15 protein-coding genes are annotated in these 19,332 nt (G+C 64.3%); 7 read left to right on the forward strand and 8 right to left on the reverse strand.

Features of this window, described 5'->3' with window-relative positions:
- Positions 1-228: 228 nt before the first annotated feature.
- The 8 genes from D0D28_RS16055 to D0D28_RS16090 form a co-directional block, all read right to left on the reverse strand.
- Entirely contained in the window at positions 229-1,419 is a 1,191-nt protein-coding gene (locus D0D28_RS16055) for a tyrosine-type recombinase/integrase (protein WP_116111093.1), read from the reverse strand.
- Positions 1,420-1,519: 100 nt separating this feature from the next.
- Positions 1,520-1,843: a helix-turn-helix domain-containing protein gene (locus D0D28_RS37485; protein WP_346009486.1), complete on the reverse strand. Its 324-nt coding sequence runs from the start codon at positions 1,841-1,843 to the stop codon at positions 1,520-1,522.
- 289 nt (positions 1,844-2,132) lie between these two features.
- A protein-coding gene (locus D0D28_RS16065; protein WP_116111095.1) for an IS3 family transposase occupies positions 2,133-3,292 on the reverse strand; the annotation gives its coding sequence in 2 pieces (ribosomal slippage) (positions 2,133-3,011 and positions 3,014-3,292; 1,158 coding nt in all).
- A gap of 657 nt (positions 3,293-3,949) precedes the next feature.
- Positions 3,950-4,195, reverse strand: a complete 246-nt coding sequence (locus D0D28_RS35665; RefSeq protein ID WP_162831075.1) for a hypothetical protein — start codon at positions 4,193-4,195, stop codon at positions 3,950-3,952.
- Between the two features lie 144 nt (positions 4,196-4,339).
- A complete protein-coding gene (locus D0D28_RS16070) occupies positions 4,340-5,062 on the reverse strand; it encodes a hypothetical protein (protein ID WP_162831076.1) in 723 nt (240 codons plus the stop codon).
- A 130-nt stretch (positions 5,063-5,192) separates the two neighbouring features.
- Entirely contained in the window at positions 5,193-5,726 is a 534-nt protein-coding gene (locus D0D28_RS16075; RefSeq protein ID WP_116111097.1) for a class IV adenylate cyclase, read from the reverse strand.
- A 33-nt stretch (positions 5,727-5,759) separates the two neighbouring features.
- On the reverse strand, positions 5,760-6,842 hold the full coding sequence (locus D0D28_RS16080) for a radical SAM protein (RefSeq protein ID WP_116111098.1): 1,083 nt from the start codon (positions 6,840-6,842) through the stop codon (positions 5,760-5,762).
- Positions 6,843-7,460: 618 nt separating this feature from the next.
- On the reverse strand, positions 7,461-7,685 hold the full coding sequence (locus D0D28_RS16090; protein WP_116111100.1) for a hypothetical protein: 225 nt from the start codon (positions 7,683-7,685) through the stop codon (positions 7,461-7,463).
- 459 nt (positions 7,686-8,144) lie between these two features.
- Here D0D28_RS16090 and D0D28_RS16095 point away from each other — a divergent pair, with 459 nt between their 5' ends.
- The 7 genes from D0D28_RS16095 to D0D28_RS16120 all read left to right on the forward strand — a co-directional run bounded on the left by D0D28_RS16095 (position 8,145) and on the right by D0D28_RS16120 (position 19,301).
- Positions 8,145-9,500, forward strand: a complete 1,356-nt coding sequence (locus tag D0D28_RS16095) for a helix-turn-helix transcriptional regulator (protein WP_116111101.1) — start codon at positions 8,145-8,147, stop codon at positions 9,498-9,500.
- The gene (gene ribD, locus D0D28_RS16100) at positions 9,500-10,384 is read left to right on the forward strand and encodes a bifunctional diaminohydroxyphosphoribosylaminopyrimidine deaminase/5-amino-6-(5-phosphoribosylamino)uracil reductase RibD (protein ID WP_116111102.1); all 885 of its coding nucleotides are present in this window, start codon (positions 9,500-9,502) and stop codon (positions 10,382-10,384) included. Before D0D28_RS16095 ends, ribD begins: the two co-directional genes overlap by 1 nt.
- Before the next feature lie 148 nt (positions 10,385-10,532).
- Entirely contained in the window at positions 10,533-10,922 is a 390-nt protein-coding gene (locus tag D0D28_RS16105; protein WP_116111103.1) for a histone-like nucleoid-structuring protein Lsr2, read from the forward strand.
- A 109-nt stretch (positions 10,923-11,031) separates the two neighbouring features.
- Positions 11,032-11,223 (forward strand): hypothetical protein, encoded by a 192-nt coding sequence (locus D0D28_RS35670; protein ID WP_162831077.1) that lies wholly within the window; start codon positions 11,032-11,034, stop codon positions 11,221-11,223.
- Positions 11,224-13,147: 1,924 nt separating this feature from the next.
- Entirely contained in the window at positions 13,148-14,665 is a 1,518-nt protein-coding gene (locus D0D28_RS16110; RefSeq protein ID WP_116111104.1) for a type I restriction-modification system subunit M, read from the forward strand.
- Entirely contained in the window at positions 14,662-15,831 is a 1,170-nt protein-coding gene (locus D0D28_RS36185) for a restriction endonuclease subunit S (RefSeq protein WP_205413280.1), read from the forward strand. The genes D0D28_RS16110 and D0D28_RS36185 overlap by 4 nt, the downstream gene beginning before the upstream one ends.
- Positions 15,832-15,860: 29 nt before the next feature.
- Positions 15,861-19,301, forward strand: coding sequence for a DEAD/DEAH box helicase family protein (locus tag D0D28_RS16120; RefSeq protein WP_116111105.1), 3,441 nt, complete (start codon positions 15,861-15,863; stop codon positions 19,299-19,301).
- Positions 19,302-19,332: the final 31 nt, after the last annotated feature.

Here is a 19,332-nt window from a genome sequence, read left to right on the forward strand (position 1 = left end):
AACTGACCTGAACCTGCTCGAAGCGCCCGGAACCCGATTCGGGTTCGTGCCGGTTGCGGCCAGATAGGCGCCGTTGCGCTCCGCTGACGGCCGCGCTGGACGGCTGGGGCCGGTGGGCGGTGGTTCGGGGGCGATACGGCTGCTTGGCAACGCCTGCGGCGCTCGACGAGATCCGGATATGACGGTGGCCCGCTGCCGGACGGGCAGCGGGCCACGTGATGGTGAATGTCAGGCAGCGAGCAAGAGCGGCTGCGTGATCGTCGGCCCGTGATTTTCGTGCACGCTGGCGACGGCGTCGTGCCAGCGGCGTTCGAGACTGTCCAGCAGACGGGCCTCGACCTCGGCGGCTACGTGGGAGTAGACGTCGCGGATCTCGTCGGGAATCCGGTGCCCCAGTCGCCGCGATTGGGCGACCTCGGGGATGCCGTCGGCGATCATCCAGGTTTTGTGGCTGTGCCGCAGGTCGTGGAAGCGCAGTCCGGGCAGGATCGGCCGCACCCGCACCTCGGGCCGAACCCGCTGGAGATTCCCATCTGCCGCGGGTCGCATCGCACGGCGCGAGAAGTTCGACCGCCGCAGCAGCTGGTGCTCGGCGCTGACGAACACATGCGGATGGTCGTGACTGTCGAGGTAGGCCCGCAGTGGCGGGATGAGGAACGGCGGCAGGGAGATGGTGCGCGCGGAACACGCCGTCTTGGGCGGTCCGAGTTCCAGTTGTCCGTTGACTTCGTGCAGCGCGCCGATCTGCGGGTCGATGATGATCTCACCGTCGTCGAGGTGGGCGTTGGGGCGTTGCAGGCCGGTCAGTTCACCCCAGCGGGCGCCGGTCCAGGCCGCGGTGATGATGAGCAGTCCGGCCCACAGCCCGACCAGCGCGCTGGCCTGCGCCGCGATCGCGACGACCTGTTCCGGTGTCGCCCACAGCTGTTCGGTCCGGGGCTGGTGCCGCCGCCGTCCGCGCCGCCGGGGCTGGATCGGGTTGACTGGGATGAGGCGCTCGTCGGCGGCGTCGGCCAGCATCATGGTCATCAGCTTGATGATCGTGGACACCGTCGAGGTCGCATACCCCTGGCCGCGGAGCTTCTTGCCCCAGGCATGCACGGCGATACCGGAGATACTGTTCAGACTGGTGTCGCCCCAGCGGGGAATGATGTGGTTGTCGGTCAGACTGCGATATTGCGCGAGCGTGGCGGGTGCGACGTCGATGGCGTCGAACCAGGTCACGATCCACTCCGCCAGGAGCAGCTTGCCGGCCTCCGGGTCGAGGAACGTCCCACGCCGCTTGTCGGCATCGATCTCAGCGGCCTTGTCCTGCGCCTCCTTCTTCGTCCGAAACCCCGACAACGACCCATGCGTCCCGTCGTCCCGCCAATAACGAACCCTCCACAAGTCTTTTCCGCTTTTCTCGACGAAAGCCATGACGAATCACCCCTCAATGTTTTTGCGTGGATGAATTGACGGACATATGGACGCTGAATGTCCGTCAATAAAGCAAGCCGCCACTGAAGGTTCTTTGAGGTCACGAGCTCTTTCGCGGCTTCCGGGCACTCATCTCGGCGATGGCCTCCAGGTCCGCGCGAGCGAACCGCAGATGCTTACCCACAAATCGACACGGCACTGCCCGCGCCGCCGCCTTCCGTCGCAACCACGACGGCCGCACCTGCAAGATCACCGCCGCCTGCTCAGCAGTGAACAGCATCGGCGCCGTCGACTCGGACGGCTGAGCCGCCGGGGAAGCATTCGAACCCTGCCCGCCACGAGACGGCGCACGATCGACGCCCCGAGGTGCCGTAGGCGGCCGAGTAAGCCGAGAATGCGACCCTGCCCGAGAAAAACTGCTCATAGGCGCCAACCTCCTTCGTCACGACCGCGCCAGGTCGAGCGGCCGGTGTACCCCTAACTCCGGCGAACCGACCCGAAAGGGACATGGCGAGAGGAAGGCAAAACTTCCGCCCCGAGCCCAACCGCTTCCTGGCGGAACGCTTTTCCACGGTGAGCGATTCTCTGAGCTGGGGCCAATGGGGTGAGGCCGGCCGGCACAGCGGCGGTGCGAGACCGTTGAGGAGCCGGATGGTGGTGTCGATGCTGAGGGGTCTGCCCAGACTTCGGTTGACACCGGGGCTGACTGTTTCTCAGGCCGCTGCTGCGGTCGTGTAGATGGTCTCAAACTCGACCGGGGTGAGCTTGCCCAGCCTTCGTTGGCGGCGTTTGCGGTGGTACTTCGTCTCGATCCAGGACACGATCGCCAACCGGAGTTCGTCGCGGGTGTGCCATCGCCGGGTGTCGAGAACGTTCTTTTGCAGCAACGAGAAGAACGATTCCATCGCGGCGTTGTCCCCGCAGGCACCGACCTGGCCCATCGACCCGGCCAGCCCGTGTGCGTGCAGCACACGCTGGTAGGTCGCCGATCGGAATTGGGCGCCGCGGTCGGAGTGGACGACGACGCCGCGCGGGTTACGGAGCGCGATCGCGTTACGCAGCGCCGCGACCGCGAGCGAGGCCCGCATGTGCGAGGCGATGGAGTATCCGACGATCTTGTTGGAGTAGCAGTCCTTGACCGCGCACAGATACAGCTTGCCCTCGCCGGTGGGATGCTCGGTGATGTCGGTCAGCCACTTGGTATTCGGCGCGTCAGCGGTGAAGTCGCGGCGGATCAGGTCGTCGTGCACCGGCGGCCCCGCCGTGCGGGAAAGGCCCTTCTTTGTGGCGTGCAGCGAGAAGATCTTTTGCATCGAGCAGATCCGCCACACCCGGTTCTCCGACGCGGTGAACCCGCGACGGGCGAGTTCATCGGCGACGAACCGGTACCCGTCGGCCGGGTCGTCGGCATGGATCTCGAGGGCGGCGTCGATCAGGTGCGCGTCGTCCCAGTCCCGCTGCGAGACCGGAGACGATCGCCACTGGTAGTAGGCCTGCCGGGAGATGCCCAGCACCCTGCACGTCACCGCGGCCGGCACCCGAATCGGTGCGCCGGCCGCGGCCAGTTCACGGACGAGCGGGAAGACTATTTTCCCGGCAGATTGCCCTGCGCCAGATAGGCAGCCGCCTTGCGCAGGACTTCGTTCTCCTGCTCCAGCAGCCGGTTGCGCTTACGCAACTCGCGTAGCTCGGCGGACTCGTCCCGGGTCACGCCGGGCCGGGCGCCGTCCTCCACGTCGGCGGCGCGCAGCCAGTTGGCCAGGCATGACTCGGAGATCCCGAAGTCCTTGGCGACCTGCTTCAACGGGGTCTCGCCGCGGCGGGCCACGGCAACGACATCGTCGCGGAACTCGCGGGGGTAGGGCTTGGGCACGATGACATCCTTCCAGGCGAGGCCGAGCCTCACACGTGAGATGTCAACCAGACCCTGGGCAGACCCGAGGCCGTGGGCTTAGGGGTCGAGGAGGCCGACGTTGAAGCCGCAGGTGGCGGCGTAGGTGTCGAGGTAGCCCATGCCGAGAGATCACACGCGGGGTGCATGGGCCGTTCGAACTGCCGGACGGGCCAGGTGTGTATGCCTTAACGGTGGAAGCGCCCGCTAGTCGCGCAACCGGCGCCGCGCCTGATGAGCTGTGGCTCCGCTTGGTGAGGACAGGCGATCCGACGCCTGACGAGGATGAGGACTAGGTAACCCCCCCGATCTTGCAGTGCCTTCTGACGGCCCGAGGTGTTACCCAGTGGGTCCTCAAGCACCCGAACGAACGCCACGCCTGCCCTCGGAAACACCTGCCTGACGTCGATGGTTTTGGCGGGAGCGTCCGCTGGTGACTGCTCGACCCGAGCGGTGTCGGGGCTGGCAAAGTAATCCACGACGTTGACCCGACGAATGCCCGCCCTGGAAGTGGACGCCCTTCGCTGGCCGCGGGAGGTCGAGGTAGAGCAGGTGGCGTGGCGCTGCACAGGACGGATAGGTGTAGGAGATCGTCACGTCCTGGTCGACGACGTCCTGGCCGAGGGTCACGGAGGCAAACTATGCTCCGTCGCGCACGGTACGGCGGATCTTCGCGCCTTTCCGTCGACGGCCAGCTGCGCAGCGTGAAGACTTCGGAAGTTCGGCAGGATCGAGGCCGCCCGAGAGGTCGAAGTTCCAGACTGAGGCGATCGTCGGGTTGCGGAGGAGTTCGCGGTACTCCGACTCGTCCGAGAGGCAGGCGAAGCGCATCGTTGGCACGTTTGGCTGGACCCGGTACTGCCACCGAACCGTCGCGACGAACATCGAGCCCTTGCCTGTCGCCGAACCAGCCGATCACGGGCTCACGGATACGGTCACTCCAACAGGCGTAGGCGTAGTCACTGTGGCTCGTGCCGGCGTCCTCGTGTCCATGGGGTGCACGCGACCTTCAGCCGTTAAGGGCCACCGTCATGCTTCTTCCGTCCACCGAGTCGACGGATCACAGTAGCGACACTCTCGCGTAACGCGCCCATCGGCTGCGGAGACGATGCCGTGATCGGCGAAATGGCCGTTGCTGCAATCCGTCGTCAGCGAGAATTGCCGTTCAAGATGAAGGACGGCAGTTCGGTCTGGCTCGGGTTTTGGTGTCCGTTCGAGCCATCGGGACAGCGCGTCAGCGAGGTCGCGTGCGCGCATGTTGGTGCCGACAGGAAGCGACGAGGTCAGGCCGCGTTGCGCGCACAGCCGCTCGAGGTCTTCGGTCGAACGGTCCAGTATTCGGTAGGCGCGGGCGTGATAGGCCCTTAGCCAGTTCTCGGCGGCTTGACGCATCGCGGCCAGCTCGTTGATCGGCTTATCGCGCGCCGCGAGCGCTGCCATCCAGACCGGGTCGCGTCGCTCTGCGGGGAGCACCAACTGTTCCGCCAGGAGCCGACGCGAGTGGGTCTCCTCGTCGACGGTCTCGCCGCCCGGATACTGCCATCCACCCGCCACTCGGACGGGCTCAGTCTGCTTCTTCGGCTTGGCCTTCGCTGGCTTCGGCTTGGCGTCTGGTCGCTCCGAAGTAGGCGAAACGATCATCCCGATGATCGCGAGAAGTAGGAGAGCCCCACCCAGAGCCGCGACCACGACCCAGTTGATCGACGCCACGACAATCAGCAGGCCGACGCCGACCAGCACTTTGCCCTTCACAGGGGCGCAGCTCTCTTGCTCATCCTGCCGTTCCTCTCACAGGGGCTCATCAAGAGATCTGTCACGCCAGTCGTTGTGTTACGACCGGCGAGATACTGAGCGGCAACGGCCCGAGGCTAGTTAGGTACGATCAGAAGCGGAGATTGTTGATCGCAGCGAGTTCGATCCCATACCGGGCGTACACCTTGATCGTGTTCTCGCTCGTCAGCTGGTCTTCGCCGAACCCGAGCAAGGAGGCTGTCCGGACGACGTCATCAGGGGCGTCGGCCTCAATCTCAAGGTACGGCGGGATGAGGGGCCACTCGTCAATCTCCAAACGGGCGCCGTCAAGCAGGAAGCTCGTGCGACGGTTCTCCTGGTACGACTTGGGCGTGAAACCGAGGAGGCCTAGCAGTTCGTTGGTGCCGGCGAAGTCGTCGACGGTGACTTCGACTTCGTGTGTCCCGTCGATGGCGTCGCTGCGGATCTCCTTGACGCAAAGGGTGGTCTCGCTGCCGGTTTCGCGGAGCCGGATCCACTTCGACTGATCTCCCGGCGTGATGTCGTAGACGTAGCGTCGCATGAGCTTGGTCTCGCTGACCTGCCGGCCACCCTTGTTAAGGATGAGTGTCGCGATGGCGTCAGGGGCGATGTCGAGGACCTTGGCTTCGTGCTCGACTGGCACTGGCAGTTCTCCTTCGTCGGGTGGTGGTCGAGCCTAGCGAGTGGTGGGTGTGAGTTCGGCGAGCTCCTGCTCTCGGAGCCGGCGGATTTCGGCCGGTAGGTCGGACTGCAGGAAGTCGTCCAGAGGACGGCAGAGGTCCATCCGCTGAATGCAGACGCCAACTTGGTAGGCACCGCGGCGGTCGCGGTAGAGGCGGACACCGTAGAAGCCCTCTTCGCAGTCGGTGTCGTTGTTGAAGCGGCAGCTGGCGCAAGTCTGGGGCAGGCGAACCCGCCGGATCTGCTTGTAGAAGACCCGGCGCCCGTCGGGCAGTCGATAGGCGGTACGGGCTCCGGAGACGCCGGCGGTGAGGTGTCGGACTTCGGGTACGGCGCCTCGCTCTTCGAGAGCCTGGTTGATGGCCCGGATCGATGCATCGCCGTGGTCGAGCGAGTTGAGGAGCCGTATGGACAGCCGCGGTGAGTACTCATCGAGCAGGCGGTGGATCCGTGGAATGTGGCTGGCGTCGGGGACCACGATGTTGGCGTTGACGCCGACGCCGGCAGCCAGGGCGGCGTCGATGGACGCCCTGAGCGCCTCCAGCTTGCGGGTGGCTCGGCCGAGGTTGCGGTACCGATTGTGCTGGACCGCGGCCAGCTCCTCAGGGGTCGTGCCGAAGACGGAGAAGTTGATTCGCTCGAGCCCGGCCGTGGCGCATGCGGCCATCTGATCAGCACCCCGCTCACCATTCGAGGTCATCCGGACCGAGAAACCTGCCCGCCGGGCGACCGTCACGAGCTGTGGGAGACCGGTGTGCAGGGTGGGTTCGCCTCCGGTGAGATGGAGCTCGTCCAGGCCGAGGGCGTCACGGAGCGCGATGAGGGCCTGTTCGAAGCTGGCATCGGGCAAGACGGGGGCCGGTAGGAAGTGGGCGCCGTTGGTGCCGGTGTAGATGGAGACCCTACCGGTCCGCCCGGAGGGGACGAAACTGCTGATCTCGCGGCCGAGGTTGTCGGCGACGACGGGGGTGCCCTCGTTGTGGCAGAACGTGCAGGTCATTCCGCAGGCGTCGATGATCTTCACGCGGAGGGTGTGGTCGGTGTCGACCTGTATGGGCAACGTCGTGATCGGCGTCATGGAGGGCTACTCCTCGAAAGGTGGTGGGGCGGACGGAGGGCGGAGGCCTTCGACGAGGACGCGGGGATCGACGGCGAGTGCGCGGGCCAGTTGTAGGAGGTCGGGCAGATTTGGCTCAGTCCGACCGTGCTCGATGAGAACCACGCGAAACCAGGAGCAACGGCTGCGCTGGCTAGCCGCCGGTTGGTCCAATGCCGCTCCTGACGAAGTTGCCGCAGGCCCCGGCCGACCTGTCGTTGGACGGTGAGCCACCGGTACCGCGCGCGCGTCCAGCGCAACCAATGTGTCAGCACGGTGCGGACCGGCGTGGCCGTCTGTGGTGCGGGTCCATCGCGGGCAGCTCCTTTCCCGAGGGCGGTCGTGATGTGGGGGATTAGTCAGAAAGCAGCGGCCTCGGCTGGGCGACGCGTCCGCGGTCCGGGTCAGCCCGTGGCCACCTCACGTCGTGGTGCTGGTCCTGCTGGTCTTCGTGGACCCTGCGGACGATGGCCGCCACGGATCGCGGTTCGGCGGACCGCTGGTGCTGGCGGAGGTGATGGCGTCGCCTGAGCGCGAGGACCAGGAGGTAGAGCAAGGGGAGGCCAGCGGTCAGCGTGAGGAGTGCGGCGGCCGCAGGTGTCATGGTGGGGGAGTGGAGCTCCCGGCGTCGGGGCTTGCCGCCTGGTCCATCTCGGCATGGCGGTGGACCAGTTGGCCGAGTTCGACGAGCAGGTCGCCCAGGGCATGCTGGCGGGCCGGCCCCATACGACCCTCCCGCAGTTCGAGCGCCGCCATCGGCAGGTTGGCGGCCATGCTGGCCAAGGCCTTGACCAGGGCTTCCGCTTCCGCGGTTGGTTCGGCCATCGTCAGAACCCTTCACGCAGTCGGTAGGCCAAGCAGACCGACGAGCGCGGCCATGGTCGGCCACACGTCCTGCAACCGCCAGATTGTGGGCGCGGCGCGTGCAGCGTCAGCGTCAAGGCGGTCAGGCTGTAGAGGAGCGCGGGCTCGGGAAGGCGGGGCTCAGTGCTGGTAGCGAGACGGTTGTGTCCCCGTTGCCAGCAGGCCGGGATCGGGGAGGGGGTGCGTTCGATCAATCGGGTCGCCATAGACGTTGTCCTGGTGAAGTCGCTGGTTGGGCAGCGCCCGCCGCCGGGATCGGGGAGGTGTCTGAAAGGCTCGCCCGGCGGCGGGCGCCTGCCACTGACTTCAGCGCGTGTCAGTGGTGTGCACAACCCTGTGCACACAGTTGGCACACGCGGCGTCACCTGACAGAATCGAGCACCGGTGGACCACCGCGTCGCAAGGTGGGTTGTGAGGGGTATGGACACGGAGCCAGGCGAGGTCACGGAGCGGCAGCGGGCGCTCGGAGAGCAGCTAAGCGCGTACCGGAAGCTCGCCGGCCTGACGCAAGCCCAGCTCGCGAAGCGGCTGTACTGCGACCGCACGACCCTGGCCCATGTCGAACGCGGGCAGCGGTCCAGAGATGAGGCGTTCTGGCGAGCGGCTGATGAAGCACTCGCCGCGGCTGGCCAGCTCCTCGCGGCCTACCGAACCTTCGAGAACGCCAGGGCTCAGGCCGAACACGCCGCCCGAATCGCCGAGCTGGAGCACCATCAGCGCAAGATCGCTCAGTGGGGTAGTGGCGCGGGACTACAACTAGTCGGCGTCGGTCCAGGGACGGACGTCGCCGCCGCCGGTGCGTCCGCCATGACGCTCGGCCCGGCTTTGGGTGCCGCGGCTGATGCCGCTCGCGGCCCCGACTTGCCGGTGGTGACTTCGACCCAGGTCCACGAGATGGTCGACCACCTGCGGGAGCAGTGGCACCTCCTGGTTAAGACGGACAACCTCTTCGGGCCCCGCTACGCCTTGACGTCGGTGCAGAGCCACTTGGTGATGATCGGTGACTTGCTGGCCGTGACGCGTGACCATGCCCGGCGTGAGGTGGCGCGGGTAGCGGCGCAGTACGCGGAATCCGCAGCCTGGCTGCACGAGGACGCGGGCGGCCTCGACCGCGCGGTGTACTGGACGAATCGGGCACTGGAGTGGGCCCACGAAGCTGACGATCGCGTGATGTTGGCCTGGACACTGTTTCGGCGGAGCCAGCAGGCCGCGGCGAGTGGTGACGCTGGCCAGACCATCGGCTTGGTGCAAGCTGCCCAACGAGATGAAGCCGCGTTGGCTGGTCCGATGCGGGCGGCCTTGGCTCAGCAGGAGGCACACGGGTACGCCCTCGACGGGGATGCCGGTTCCACGCTGCGAAAACTTGACGAAGCGCTGGCGTGGGCCGCCACAGACACCGACGGGGACGCTCGCGGCGGGCACGGATCGTTTTGCACGGAGAGCTACCTAGAGCTGCAGCGGGCGTCCTGTTGGCTGACGCTTCAGCAACCGAAACGGGCCATCGAGGTGTTTGACCGGACCCTGCCGACGTTGCCAGCCGTTTACCGGCGCGACCGCGGGGTGGCGTTGAGTCGCTTCGCCGTAGCCTACGCGGCCGTCGACGAGGTGGAGCAGGCTGCGTCTGTGGCCAGGGAAGCGCTTGGCATTGCCCGCAGTGCCGGTTCCGTCCGAACGGAACGTGAGATACAGGTTGTGGGGCAACGCCTTCACCGCCACCAACGCGTCGCGGAGGTCGCCCACCTGCTTGACGACCTTGCAATCGCCGGGATGCCGTGATGGCTGCACCCACTGAGCTCGCCGCCATGCGGCGAGCCATTTCCCTTGCTGCGCTTGGTCTTGGGACGACCAGCCCGAACCCGCCGGTGGGCTGCGTCATCCTGGACCGACACGGCGTCGTGGTGGGCGAAGGCTTCCACGAACGTAAGGGTGATGCCCATGCTGAGGCGCATGCCCTGGCAATGGCCGGCGACCGGGCACGGGGCGGGACGGCGGTGGTGACGCTTGAGCCGTGCAACCACTTCGGCCGGACGCCACCATGCCGGAAACTGCTAATTGAGGCGGGCATCGCCCGCTGTGTCATCGCGATTATCGATCCGACTTCACGGGAAGAGGGCGGCGCGGCGAGGATGCGGGCCGCAGGCGTCGACGTGGAGGTCGGCCTTCTGGCCGACGAGGCCGAGTTGGTGCTGGGGCCATGGCTGCGCGCTCTGCGGACCGCACGTCCGTTTGTCACCTGGGCGTCACTGGCGGAGGTGGAGGGTGGCCGCTCTTCGCTGTCTGACCCGTTCCTTGACGAGATGCGGGTATCCGTGGACGCCGTTCTGACGGAGGACGGACGGGTCTTCGAAGGGGTACTGGGTGGTCATGGCCTGGGCATGATCGAACTTGACGGCGTCGCCAGCGGCGGCTCGCCTGAAGAGCTCCTGGCGTCATTGCATCAGGGCGGCATCCGGTCAGCGGTATTGAACTACAGCGCAACGAAGGCGGCGCCGTTTCTCGCTGCAGGTCTCGTCGACCAGGTGCTGGTGTATCTGCCAGCGCGGACGGCCGGCGCTGGCAGCGTCGGCTACGGACCGGAGGAGTTTATACCCGCGCGGTACGGGCTTCGAGAAGTGCGGAAGACCAACGGCTTTGTCGTGATCAGGGCCGAGCGCGCCTAGCGCGTGTCCTATTAGCACCGTGCCGACAGTCGGTCGGAGGCGATGTCGTCATGGCCGGTAGGGTCGACGCTGCATTGGTTCCTCCGCTGCCTGTTGGAGGAGCGGTGCCTTGCTCGATTGATGACAACCACGATGACGGGGAAGATGTATGGCACAGAAGGTGACCGTTGAACTGGTCGACGACCTCGATGGTTCGGTGACCGAGGACATCAGCACGGTGTTCTTCGCACTCGACGGCGTGGATTACGAGATCGACCTTACTGCCGACAACGCTGGTCGGTTGCGCGATGAGCTTGTTAACTTCGTCGCCAATGCGCGAAAAACAGGCGGACGGAGCAAGCGCGGAGTGCGGCCGAGCACGAACGGCCACGCCGCGTCCCCGGCTGATCGGGAGAAGACGCGCGCCATTCGTGAATGGGCCAAGGAGCAGGGGTACGAACTGGCTGACCGCGGTCGGATTCGGGCTGACGTGGTCGAGGCCTATGAAGCGGCTCAGGCAACTCCCGCTAAGCCGAAGGGGCGGAAGAAGGCCAAGTAGGACTGCCGGGGCAATCTGTTACTAGACGTGCGTCAGGCGGCTGTTCTGATGCATGATCGAAGCATCACTGCGAAGGGCAGTTGGATACCGGCGGTCTCTGGGGGCAGGCATGACGGTCTTGTTCGACGGCGAGCTCGACGTTCTTGAGGGCTACATCAGCGTTGAGGCAGCCCAGGCGCGGTTCGGCGATGTGGCAGAGGGCATTTGCCGGGCAGTAGAACGGTTTCCGTGGAGCCGCTTTGAGTGGCCGCTTGGCGTTCATCACCGGCCTGCCGACCGGGCGGGTTCCGTTACAGGTTGAGGCCTTGAGCGGCCCGCCTGACCTTGATCCTGAGTGGGAGGACGTGGTTGAGGTTTCCTTCGAGTCCGCTGGTGAGGTTTGCCTGCGGGACTGGTCAGGGCTGCAGTCCCGGAGGCTCGCCCTGCACGAAGGTCCGCTCCGGGTCCGCTACTGCCTCCGTGGTGTGGACCTGGTGTGCGACCGACGTGCACGCCGATTCGGCCGGCCGACGGTGACCCCACATCTCATCCAGTTCTGGCCGGCGCTGCTGACTCGAGATGCGGTTCTCAAGCAGGGGAGCGTGACCGCCGCGTCCTGGCACCAGGCTTGGGCTCCCGGGAGAAAGTGGCGAAATGTCCGCGACAGGGGCCTCAGCGCCGCTACAGCTTGAGTTGTGGCGTCGGCATCTGTCAGGGCTTGATCTGCGGGACGATTCGGGAGAACTCCGCGTACGAGGTCAGGCAGTCGGGTCTCTCAAATGTGGTGCACTGGCTACCCGTGCCCGCGTCCGTTAGCCGCCATCCTGCGGTCGCTGCTGCTGAGGCGAGCTGTTCAGCTCGCGAAGGATGCCGAGCAGGGTCGAGGCGGCCCGGGGATTGAGTTCCGGGAGCTTTTCAGGTAGGTGGACGGTCAAACGGTCATTTCGGCCGGCGTTAGGCCGGCGTGGTGGCCGCGGTGTGGGTTCGTACTCGCCCAGTGGTTGAAGTTCCATGCACTTCACCTTGGCTGCTGCCAACGCGATCTGCGGGAGAACCGGTCCATTTCATCCAGACGGGGCATCTCGATTGCGCGCCAGGGCGCCGTCGGACGTCACGGTCCTGGCGTCTTGAGCTACCCAGAGTTCTTGATCTTCACCCGGGGGACGCTGATATGGCGCAACGCAGGGTGAAAGCCTTGACAGTACGGCCGCGGTGTGCAGGTGAGGAGTGCTCGAGGAGATCTAGCCCGCCGTTCGTGAACCATCGAGATAGCACTCCGCAGTCGAACGCTTGCGACCAGCGACGAAGTGTGTTCAACTGAGCCGCTCTGGGAAGTGGTCAGCCGCGACGACCGGTCGCCGGGAAGGTTAATGCGGCTGAAGTGATCGGCTGGACTAGTTACGCTCGGTTAATTTTGCGGTTCACCCGACCGCCGGGCGCTTCGGCTGAACCGCTCGGCGCGACGCATCCGACGGCGCGAGCAGGCAGCGGTGCGAAGCGGTCACAATGGCTCCAATCGCACCAGCGCCTGCGTGCTGGTGGGTGAAAGGTCGTGGCCCCCTGCGGGAACAGGGGGCCACGTGAGTGTCCATGAATGCCGGCTAGACAATCGTGAGGACCTGATGACTGTACCGCCCGCTGCTGGCGACCCGCCAGAGAAGGCCCCGCCCAAACGGGTCCGTGTGATCCTGAACCACCCGGACGAGAAGCCGAGGCGTCCGCGGCCGGCGGCCGCTCCGTCAGGTGGTGTCGCCAAGCGGCCACATGCAGGCCGCCACCGCAAGGCCCCCGCTCGTGACGGTTGGTTGTGTCTGGCTGCCCAATTTCTGAGCGGCTGGTCGACGACCCTGCGCGCGTGCGTGCTGTTGGTCGTCGTCGGCGCGTTGATCGTCGCGATCGCGCTGACGACCGTTCCGGCCATCGGTGCCTCCCTCGGGACTGTCGTGGCGGGGCTGGGCGCGCTGACCTTCTGGACCGCTCAGGCCCCGTCGGGCTCCGCGGCCGCGCTTGTAGCGCCGCGGGGACGCGGTCCGGCCTCTCGCCGACCTGAGTCAGGTTTTCGGAGCCTTCGAGGTCAGCCCAATCGACCCGGACACACTGCCGCCCGCTGCGGTCGGCGGGGATGACCGGTGATGCGACGGTGACGCCGCCAGTGCGCCTTGACACTGTCCGACTACCCTGAGTTAGATCAGTGGCCGGGGGCTGGTGGCATCGTTCGGTCGTACCCCAGGACTATGCTGCCTCGGGTGATCACGGGTGAACTACGTAGCAAGATCGATCGTCTGTGGGATGCCTTCTGGTCGGGTGGGATTTCCAACCCCCTTGAGGTGATCGAGCAGATCACGTACCTGATGTTCCTGCGCCGGCTGGATGACCTGCAGACAGCGAAGGAGCGAAAGGCCGCTCGGACGGGCAGACCAGTCGAGGAGGCGATCTACTCCGACGACGCGCAAGCGCTTCGCTGGTCGCGACTCCGGGATCTTGATCCCGAAGGCATGTTCGTCGTCATGCGGGACGGCGTCTTTCCGTGGTTGCGGGCGCTCGGCGGTGACGACACCACCTACGCGCACCACATGCGAGATGCCCGGTTCACCATCCCGACTCCCAACTTGCTGACCAAAGCCGTTGACCTTTTGGATGACATACCTCTTGGCGAGGGGGATACCAAGGGCGATCTGTACGAGTACATGCTCAGTAAGATCGCAACCGCCGGTCAGAACGGCCAGTTCCGAACCCCCCGGCACATTATCGAGTTGATGGTCGAGATGATGAGCCCAGGGCCGAGGGACGAGATCTGTGACCCCGCATGCGGGACAGCCGGCTTTCTCATTGCCGCTGTTGACTATGTTAGTCGAGAACATAAGGATGCGCTACTAGAATCGGCCCAACAGCGACACTTCCACCAGAGCATGTTCCATGGCTTCGATTTCGATCGTACAATGCTGCGCATTGCCAGCATGAACATGCTCTTGCACGGTATCGAGCAGCCTGACATTCGTTACCGGGATTCGCTGGCCGAGAGTGCTTCCGGTGAGGCTGAACAGTATTCCCTCATCCTTGCAAACCCGCCTTTCGCGGGAAGCCTGGATTATGAGGCCACCGCTAAAGACTTGCAGCAGATCGTCAAAACAAGGAAAACCGAACTTCTTTTCCTGGCGCTCTTCCTTCGGCTACTCAAGCCAGGTGGTCGGGCCGCCGTTATTGTACCCGATGGAGTGCTCTTTGGTTCGACTAAAGCCCACAAGAGTATCCGTCAGATCCTAGTTGAAAAGCAGAAGCTCGAGGGTGTCGTTAAACTGCCAAGCGGGGTTTTTCGGCCCTATGCGGGCGTATCCACAGCCATCCTAATCTTCACCAAAACCGATTCAGGCGGAACAGATTCAGTCTGGTTCTATGACGTGACTGCCGACGGGTTCAGTCTCGACGACAAGCGGGCTCCACTGGTGAGCGCCGACAAGCTTGGCGTCCGTCCTCGTCGGGCGCTCGAGGAATCAGATCATCGGAGCAATAATCTGCCGGATATCCTGACCCGATGGAATCGTCGGAATGGTTCGGAGCAAACTCGGGTACGAACGGACCAGAGCTTTTGTGTGCCAAAAGAGGAGATTGTTGCCAACGGGTATGACCTCAGTGTGAACCGGTACAAGGATGTCGTCCATGAGGAAGTCGAGTATCGGCCGCCGCTGAAGGTTGTAGAAGACCTTGAGCGCCTTGAATGTGAGATTCAGCGCGGTGTTTCCGCCCTGAAGGGAATGCTGGAATGAACGGTGAGCTGGTTAAGCTTGGTGATCTGATAGAGCCTGCGCCTGTTGAGCTTGCCGGTCAATCTTCTCATCCTGTTTTGTCTATGACCATGCATCGAGGCTTGGTGGAGCAGGGTGACAAGTTCAAGAAACGGGTAGCAAGCGCGGATACTTCTTCTTACAAGGTTGTGCGACGTGGTCAGCTTGTTGTTGGGTTTCCTATCGATGAAGGGGTCCTGTCGTTCCAAACGCTCTATCCGGCGGCGATTGTCAGTCCGGCGTATGGAATTTGGAATCTGAAAAGCGACAATATTTGCCGAAGGTACCTCGAGAGGTACCTTCGGTCGCCGCGTGCACTCGCGTACTACTCGTCAAAGCTCAGAGGAACGACCGCTCGGCGACGAAGCTTGCCTCAGGACGTCTTTAAGAAGCTGCCGGTTCCGATCTTTCCGTTTGAGAAGCAGGAATATGTCGCAGACATTTTGGATGCCATGGATGAGTTGCGCGCGAAGCGTCGGGAGGCTCTTGGGCTCCTCGACGATCTTTCGGAGGCAATTTTCATCGCCATGTTTGGCAATCCTGTCGCTAACGAAAAGGGATGGCCCATTGGCAGAATTGGCGACATAATTGAGTCTGCAAGATATGGCACTAGCGAGAAGGCCGATGAGCACGGTGACCTTCCAGTGCTGCGAATGGGTAACATCACGACGCGTGGCCGCATAGACCTCTCGGATCTCAAATATTTGCCGCGTGAAAGCCTAAATGACCGCTACCTGGTTTATCCGGGTGACGTGTTATTTAATCGCACGAATAGTCCGGATCTTGTAGGTAAGACGGCGGTTTATCGCAGTGGTGAACCGTTGGCTTATGCGGGCTATCTAATCCGTGTCAGGATGCGCGCTGAAAATCACCCTGAGTATCTTTCCGCATTCCTCAACAGTAGGTATGGAAAGGCCATTTTGCGCAATATGTGCAAGAGTATTATTGGTATGGCTAACATAAATGCCCAAGAGCTGAAGCGTATTCCAATTCCGGTTCCCCCTGTGGATTTGCAGCGCGATTTCGCTCGTCGCGTGGAGGAGGTTGAGCAAGTTAGGACCCTCCAGGAGAAGGATTTGGCGTACCTTGACGAGCTCTTCAATGCCTTGCAGACGCGTGCTTTCGTCGGACACCTGTGGCAGAATTGATCTTCCTGTCGTCCTGGGGAGGTTGATGCGTGAGTAACTTCGGGTTCCTGCAGGCTGAGTGGCCCGACCTGCACGACGAGGCAGTGCGGGCGGAGCGGAACGCGGTGGCGGACCCGCGGGCGGCCTGCTTCTACGCTCGTCGCACGCTCGAGTTGGCCGTGAACTGGCTCTACCGGGCTGATGGAACCCTGAAGCTGCCGTACCACAGCGAGCTCGCCGCCCTGATCGCCGAACCCACCATGGTTAACCTGGTCGGGCCGGCGATCCGGACGAAGATGGATGTGATCAGGCGGCAGGGCAACACCGCGGTGCACAGGCCGGGGCCGGTGCAGCCCAAGGACGCTGTGCGCACGGTTGCCGAGCTGTTCCATGTTCTGTACTGGATCGCCCGGCGGTATGCCCGCAACCAGGAAGATCTCCCGGCCGCCGGCCTGACCTTCGACCAGTCGCGCATCCCGGTACCCATGCCCGAGGAGGTGCGGCGGAAGAAGCAGGCTGAGATCCAGGCGATGGCGGAGCAGTTCGCCCGCCAGCAGGAGGAGCTGGTCAAGGAGCGTCGGAAGAACCAAGACCTTGATGCTGAGGTCGCCAAGCTCCGGGCCGAAATCAAGGCGGCCAAGGCCGCCAACCTGGCCCAGCCGGACACCCACGACTACAACGAGGCTGATACCCGCAAGCACATCATCGACCTGCTGCTCGGGGAGGCGGGCTGGGCTCTCGACAAGCAGGAGGACCGGGAGTACCCCGTAGATGGGCTGCCGACGCCCAGCGGGAAGGGACGGGTCGATTACGTCCTCTGGGACGAGGACGGCAGACCGCTGGGCCTGGTCGAAGCCAAGCGCACCACCAAGGACGCCCTGGCCGGTCAGCAGCAGGCCAAGGCCTACGCGAACGCTCTCGAGCGGCAGTTCGGCCAGCGGCCGGTCATCTTCTACACCAATGGCTACCAGACGTTTCTCTGGGACGACGTGGACTACCCGCCGCGGGAGGTCCAGGGCTTCTACACGAAGGACGAGCTTCGGCTCCTGATCCAGCGGCGAACGAGCCGGCTGGCCCTTGGCGGCGTTGCGATCAACGACGAGATCGCCAGCCGCTACTACCAGAGCCGAGCGATCCGACGGATCGCTGAGTCGTTCGAGCGGGACAAGCAGCGCCAGGCCCTCCTCGTCATGGCGACCGGCGCTGGCAAGACCCGCACCATCATCGCGCTGGTTGACTTGCTGCAGCGCGCGCAGTGGGTGAAGCGCGTCCTCTTCCTGGCTGACCGGCAGGCCCTGGTGACGCAGGCCGCGAACGCCTTCAAGCAGCACCTGCCCGGGACTCCCACGGTCAACCTCTTGACGGAGAAGAACATCGACGGCCGGGTCTACGTCTCAACCTATCCGACGATGATGGGGCTGATCAACGAGATGAAAGGCGGGCTCCGGCGCTTTGGTCCGGGGCACTTCGACCTGGTCATCGTCGATGAGGCGCACCGCTCCGTCTACCAGAAGTACCGGACGATCTTCGAGTATTTCGACTCACTGTTGGTCGGCCTGACGGCCACGCCGAAGGACGAGATCGACCGCAACACCTACCGCCTGTTCAACCTCGAGGACGGCGTGCCCACGGATGTCTACGGCCTGGAGGAGGCCGTGGCGGAGGGCTACCTGGTCAAACCTCACACCGTCAACGTCCCACTGAAGTTCCCCCAGCGCGGCATCAGGTACGACGAGCTGTCGGAGGCGGAGAAAGAGGAGTGGGACCTCGTCGACTGGGATGACGAGGACGGGCAGCCGGATGAAATCAGCGCGGACGAGGTCAACAAGTTCCTCTTCAACGCCGACACCATCGACAAGATGCTCGAGACGCTGATGACGTACGGCGCGCACGTCGAAGGCGGAGACCGTCTCGGCAAGACGATCATCTTCGCCCGGAACAGGAAGCACGCCGAGTTCATCGTCCAGCGCTTCGACACTCTCTATCCAGAGCACCAAGGTGGCTTCGCGCGCATCATCACCCACGATGTGGCCCTGGCCCAGGATCTCATCGACAAGTTCTCGATGAAGGACTCGGCGCCGCACATCGCGGTGTCGGTCGACATGCTCGACACCGGTATCGATGTGCCCGAGGTTCTGAACCTGGTCTTCGCCAAGCTGGTCCGTTCAAAGACCAAGTTCTGGCAGATGATCGGTCGGGGGACGCGCCTGTGTCCCGACCTGTTCGGCCCCAACAACGACAAGCAGGGCTTCCTCGTCTTCGATCTGTGCCGCAACGTCGAGTTTTTCAACCAGGACATTGCGCCCGCGGAAGGGCGGCTGCAGCCGTCCCTGCGCGAGCGGCTGTTCCGCCGGCGGGCCGAGCTCTTGTACGCGTTGGACCAGGAGCTGCCGGAGGTCCCGCCGCCGAACGAGGATCAGCCGGTAGATGGAACCCAGACCGAGGTCGGCCTCCGATGGGACCTTGCTGCGCGGCTGCAAGCCGAGGTCGTGGGCATGAACCCGCAGAACATTGAGGTCAGGCGCCGATTGCGGGAGGTGGAGACCTACCAGGACTTGGCCAGCTGGGGGAAGATCACCGCGGACAAGCGTGACGAACTGGCCGAAACGCTCGCTGGCCTCCCGACTGAGTTCAAGGAGGATGAGAACAGCGAGGAAGCCAAGCGGTTCGATCTGCTGGTGCTACGACTGCAGCTCGGCCTGCTCCAGGGTGACCCCGCCTATGACGCGCTGCGCCACCAGGTGCAGGAGATCGCGGAGGCGCTGCTCGACCCCACGACGTTGAACAACCCGGTCGTGGCGAAGCAGCAGGAGCTGCTGTCGGACCTCATCAGTGATGACTGGTGGCAGGACGTCACGTTGCCCATGTTGGAGTCGATGCGCCGGCGGATCCGGGGTCTCGTCCGATTGATCCCGAAGATCCGCCGAGGCGTGGTCTACACCGACTTCGAGGACGAGCTTGGCGAGCTGACCCAGGCTGAGCTCCGTGGCATCACACTCGGCACGAACCGGAGCCGGTTCGAGACCAAGGTGCGGACGTATCTGCGTAGCCACGAGCACGAGCTGGCTGTTCAGAAGCTGCTCCGCAACCGTCAGATCACCGCCGTGGACCTCGAACAGTTGGAGGCGGTATTCGTTGAGTCCGCCTTCGGCTCACCTGAGGACATCGCCCAGGTGAAGGAGGAGTACGGCGGGCTGGGCTTGTTTCTCCGTTCGCTGACTGGCCTGGACTATGAGTCAGCGGCGGCGGCCTTCGATCAGTTTCAGGCGGGCAAGACGCTGTCGGCATCGCAGCTGCACTTCCTCAAGCTGCTGATCGACTTCCTGGCCAAGAACGGGACCGTTGACGTGGGCGCGTTGTATGAGCCGCCGTTTACTGCGCTCGCTCCGGGTGGGCCGGAAGACATCTTTGAGAACGCCGAGGTCAATGCCATCCAGACCGTGCTGAACGAGGTCCGCTCGCGGGCAGTCCCCGAGGAGAAGGCTGGCTGACACCGAGCGGTGATGCGTTGGAGGTAGGGCG

The sequence above is a fragment of the Amycolatopsis ruanii genome, from assembly GCF_003385175.1.
GTDB classification, from domain to species: Bacteria; Actinomycetota; Actinomycetes; order Mycobacteriales; family Pseudonocardiaceae; genus Amycolatopsis_E; species Amycolatopsis_E thermalba.

Bases quoted from the DNA above. Each gene is read 5' to 3' on its own strand.
- D0D28_RS16055 (WP_116111093.1), bottom strand. From the start codon at position 1,419: ATGGCTTTCGTCGAGAAAAGCGGAAAAGACTTGTGGAGGGTTCGTTAT.
- D0D28_RS37485 (WP_346009486.1), bottom strand. From the start codon at position 1,843: ATGAGCAGTTTTTCTCGGGCAGGGTCGCATTCTCGGCTTACTCGGCCG.
- D0D28_RS35665 (WP_162831075.1), bottom strand. From the start codon at position 4,195: ATGTTCGTCGCGACGGTTCGGTGGCAGTACCGGGTCCAGCCAAACGTG.
- D0D28_RS16080 (WP_116111098.1), bottom strand. From the start codon at position 6,842: ATGACGCCGATCACGACGTTGCCCATACAGGTCGACACCGACCACACC.
- D0D28_RS16090 (WP_116111100.1), bottom strand. From the start codon at position 7,685: ATGGCCGAACCAACCGCGGAAGCGGAAGCCCTGGTCAAGGCCTTGGCC.
- D0D28_RS16095 (WP_116111101.1), top strand. From the start codon at position 8,145: ATGGACACGGAGCCAGGCGAGGTCACGGAGCGGCAGCGGGCGCTCGGA.
- ribD (WP_116111102.1), top strand. From the start codon at position 9,500: ATGGCTGCACCCACTGAGCTCGCCGCCATGCGGCGAGCCATTTCCCTT.
- D0D28_RS16105 (WP_116111103.1), top strand. From the start codon at position 10,533: ATGGCACAGAAGGTGACCGTTGAACTGGTCGACGACCTCGATGGTTCG.
- D0D28_RS35670 (WP_162831077.1), top strand. From the start codon at position 11,032: ATGACGGTCTTGTTCGACGGCGAGCTCGACGTTCTTGAGGGCTACATC.
- D0D28_RS36185 (WP_205413280.1), top strand. From the start codon at position 14,662: ATGAACGGTGAGCTGGTTAAGCTTGGTGATCTGATAGAGCCTGCGCCT.